Source organism: Mycobacterium sp. (genome assembly GCF_049683935.1).
GTDB lineage: Bacteria > Actinomycetota > Actinomycetes > Mycobacteriales > Mycobacteriaceae > Mycobacterium.
Genome location: NZ_JBAUJR010000364.1, coordinates 1 through 3,617, shown reverse-complemented (window position 1 = coordinate 3,617; position 3,617 = coordinate 1). Strand labels below are relative to the sequence as shown.

Below are 3,617 nucleotides of genomic sequence, written 5' to 3'. Positions count from 1 at the left end.
ACGCTGGGCCCGCTGCAGCACGGCGTAGCGGCGGGCGATGTCCGGGGCAGGCTCACCGAGGCTGTAGGTGCGGGTGGAGTCGGAGTTGTAGCCGGGTTCGTAGGGCCCACCGATGTCGACGACGACGATGTCGCCGGCCTGCAGTACCCGATCCGAGCACTCATGGTGCGGATCCGCGCCGTGTGGGCCCGACCCCACGATGATGAAGGCGACCTCTGAATGTCCCTCGGCCACAATGGCTTCGGCGATGTCGGCGGCGACGTCGGCTTCGGTGCGCCCCGGCACCAGGAACTCCGGCACCCGCGCGTGCACCCTGTCGATCGCCTCGCCCGCCTTGCGCAGCGCGTCGACCTCGGCGGGATCCTTGACCATGCGCAGCGTGCGCAGTACATCGGTGGCCAGCACCGGAACCACGCCCAGGATCTCCGCGAGCGGCAGCAGGTGCAGGGCGGGCATCGAGTCCGTGACCGCGACGGCGAGGTCTCCGTTGTCAGGTCCGCCCAACGCCTGCGCCACCAACGAGTACGGATCCTCACCGTCCACCCAGTCACGCACGGCGACACCGAGTTCGAGCACGGCGGACTCCTTGAGCGACGCGAGCTCCAGCCGTGGCAGCACGATCGTCGGGTCACCGACTGCGGGCAGCACCAGCGCGGTCAGCCGTTCGAAGGTCTGGGCCCGCGCCCCGACGAGGTAGCGCAGATCGTAGCCCGGGGTGATGATCAGGCCCGCGAGCCCGGCATCGGCTGCGGCGCGGGCTGCGGTGGCCAGTCTCCCGGCGTACACCTCGGTGCTGAAACGATGTCCCGTCATGGTGTTCAGGCTAATCCCGGCCGAGATGCGGCGGCCGCGCAGGAGTGGTGCCTGGCAGGATGACCGCATGAGCAATGCGCCCGTGCTCCTCCTCGACGGTGCCAGCATGTGGTTCCGGTCGTACTTCGGGGTTCCCTCGTCGATCACCGCACCGGACGGCCGGCCGGTCAACGCCCTGCGTGGTTTCCTGGACGCCGTCGCCACGCTGATCACCCGCGAACGACCTCACCGACTGGTGGTGTGCCGCGACGACGACTGGCGTCCGCAGTGGCGTGTCGACCTGGTCCCGTCGTACAAGGCGCACCGTGTCGCCGAGCAGCGCCCGGGAGACGACCCTGACATCGAGGAGGTGCCCGATGAGCTGACCCCCCAGGTCGACATGATCATGGAGATTCTCGACGCGTTCGGGATCGCCACGGCGGGGGCTCCGGAGGCCGAAGCCGACGATGTGCTGGGCACACTGGCCGACCGGGAGCGTCACGATCCGGTGGTGGTCGTCAGCGGGGACCGCGACCTGCTCCAGGTGGTGCGGGACGAACCCGTGCCGGTACGGGTGCTCTACCTCGGCCGCGGCCTGGCCAAGGCGACGAAGTACGGCCCTGTCGAGGTCGCCGAAACCTACGGGGTGCCGCTCGAGCGGGCCGGATCGGCCTACGCGGAACTGGCGCTGCTGCGCGGAGACCCCTCCGACGGCCTCCCCGGCGTGGCGGGTGTCGGAGAGAAGACCGCGGCAACGCTTCTGGCCCAGCACGGATCTCTGGAACAGATCGTGATCGCCAGCCGGGACCCGGCCTCCAGACTGTCCAAGGCACATCGCGCCAAACTGCTGGCTGCGGCGGACTACATCGTCAACGCTGAACCGGTGGTGCGGGTCGCCACCGACGCCGACGTCACGATGTCCACCGAGACCGACACGCTGCCGCTGGCCGCAGCTCAGCCGAAGAAGGTCGCCGAACTGGCGCAGCGCTACGGCGTGTCGTCGTCGATCGGGCGGTTACAGAAGGCCCTCGACGACCTTCCCGGGTGAGCCGCTACCTCGGGCGCCCGACCTCGTAGGTTCCGTCGTTGTCCTGGAACGTCACCGTCACCTGGCGCTTGGTGCCGTCGATGCTGACCTCGCAGTCGAACGTCTCACCTTGGCGGACCGTGGGGGAAACCCCGTCGTTGCACTGGACGTCGCTGACGTTGTCGGCGCCGTAACCGTTGGTGTCGTCGGTGAGGATCTGCTGAACCCCGCTCTGGGCTGCGGCGATGTCGAGCTTCGTGGTGACGAAGAAGCCCGGCTTCCAGAAGCCGAGCACCAGCACCACGGCAACGATGACCGCGGCGAGTAGGCCGACGACGCCACCGATGACGGCCATCGAGCGCTTCGAACCCTCCTCCGGAGCGGGTGCCGGGTAACCGCCGGGCGGGTACTGGCCGTACTGCCCCGGCTGCTGGCCGTACTGACCGGGCTGGCCCGGCTGCTGGCCGTAACCAGGCGGCTGGCCGTACTGCTGGCCGTACGCCTGGCCGGGTTGCCCGTACTGACCGGGCGGCGGGTAGCCGGCGGGGGTGTATTCGGTCGGCTGCTGGCCGTACTGCTCACCCTGCGGATACTGCTGCGGCGAATACGTCGGCGGCTGGGTGGGCTGCTGATACTGCGGGTACTGCTGCGGTGTGTAGGCGGGCGGCTGCCACGCCGGCTGATCGCCGCCGGGGGCCTGCGGCTGCTCTGCCCCGGAGGGTGGCTGCCATCCCTGGTTGCCGGTCGATTCGGCCGCCGGCTGGTCTCCGCCCTGTCCGGGCTGCTGTCCCTGCCACGACTGCGACGGGTCAGATCCCTGCGGTCCGCTCATTTCTCTCCTTGGTCGTCCGCGGCTGATGTGCCGGTTTCTGGCCTGCTGCCACACCCTACCCCGCATCAACAGCTACAACGCCGCGCCGAACGTCGCTGATTGCGCGTTTCGCGGTCGCACGCAAGGCGGGTGACGGAGCGGCATTACGTACCTGGTCGGCCAGGTCAAGCACCTGACGGCACCATCTCACGAAATCGCCTGCAGACATCGAGGATCCGCTGTTGGACGACGCTGCGGACCCGGCGACGGCCAGTGCCGAGGCCAGGTCTCCGGTACTGGCCCATCGGTGGATCGCGGCGACGAATCCGTCATCGGGTTCGCGGCTCTGGGTGATCCGATGCCGCTGCTCGTCGGCCCGCAACTCGGTCCACAGCCTGCGGGTCTGATTCAGCGCGCGGCGCAACCGAGCGGTCGGAACGTCTGAGCCGTCCCCGGCGCCGTACCCGTCGCGCCGCGATTCGTAGAGCACCGACGACAGTGCCGCAGCCAGTTCGGCCGCGTCCAACCCCTCCCACACGCCGGCGCGCAGGCACTCGGCGACCAGCAGATCGCTTTCGCTGTAGATACGTGCCAGCAGCCTGCCGTCGTCGGTCACCACGGGGTGAGCAGAACTCCCGTCGGATTCCGGCGTGTCGTCACCGGCCCCGCTGGTCTTCTCGACTCCGTCGACGGCGGTGGTCTGGTCGACTCCGTCGACGGCGATGAATCCGCGCTCCGTCAGCAGCACCACGATCCGATCGAAGGTCAGTGCCAACGAATTCGTCGCGGCGGCAATCTTCTTCCGGAGTTGATCGTTGTCGCGCTCGATCTTGAGGTAGCGCTCGGCGACCCGGGCTCTGTCCTCCCTGTCGGGCAGGTGGTGGGCACGATGGGCCCGCATCCGGTTACGCAGGGAGACCAGTTCCGGGTCGATGTCCTGCTCAGGGGGCGGGCCGCTCCGGCGCCCGCGTGCCGACGGGACATCAC

Annotated in this window: 3 protein-coding genes and 1 pseudogene; 1 reads left to right on the top strand and 3 read right to left on the bottom strand. The window is 69.1% G+C overall.

Annotated elements, in window-relative coordinates:
- On the bottom strand, positions 1-813 hold an 813-nt coding region (locus WA965_RS21115), incomplete at its 3' end, for a M24 family metallopeptidase (RefSeq protein WP_526448035.1).
- Positions 814-880: 67 nt separating this feature from the next.
- On the opposite strand from WA965_RS21115, the gene WA965_RS21110 reads away from it, so the two are divergent.
- Positions 881-1,840: a 5'-3' exonuclease gene (locus WA965_RS21110; protein ID WP_526301625.1), complete on the top strand. Its 960-nt coding sequence runs from the start codon at positions 881-883 to the stop codon at positions 1,838-1,840.
- A gap of 4 nt (positions 1,841-1,844) precedes the next feature.
- Here the strand turns inward: WA965_RS21110 and WA965_RS21105 are convergent, their stop codons facing one another.
- A complete protein-coding gene (locus WA965_RS21105) occupies positions 1,845-2,651 on the bottom strand; it encodes a DUF4333 domain-containing protein (protein ID WP_526301627.1) in 807 nt (268 codons plus the stop codon).
- A gap of 55 nt (positions 2,652-2,706) precedes the next feature.
- Positions 2,707-3,617: pseudogene (locus WA965_RS21100) on the bottom strand (DEAD/DEAH box helicase); the annotation flags it as partial.

Excerpts from the sequence above, each read along its gene's own strand:
- WA965_RS21110 (WP_526301625.1), top strand. The coding sequence starts at position 881 with ATGAGCAATGCGCCCGTGCTCCTCCTCGACGGTGCCAGCATGTGGTTC.
- WA965_RS21105 (WP_526301627.1), bottom strand. The coding sequence starts at position 2,651 with ATGAGCGGACCGCAGGGATCTGACCCGTCGCAGTCGTGGCAGGGACAG.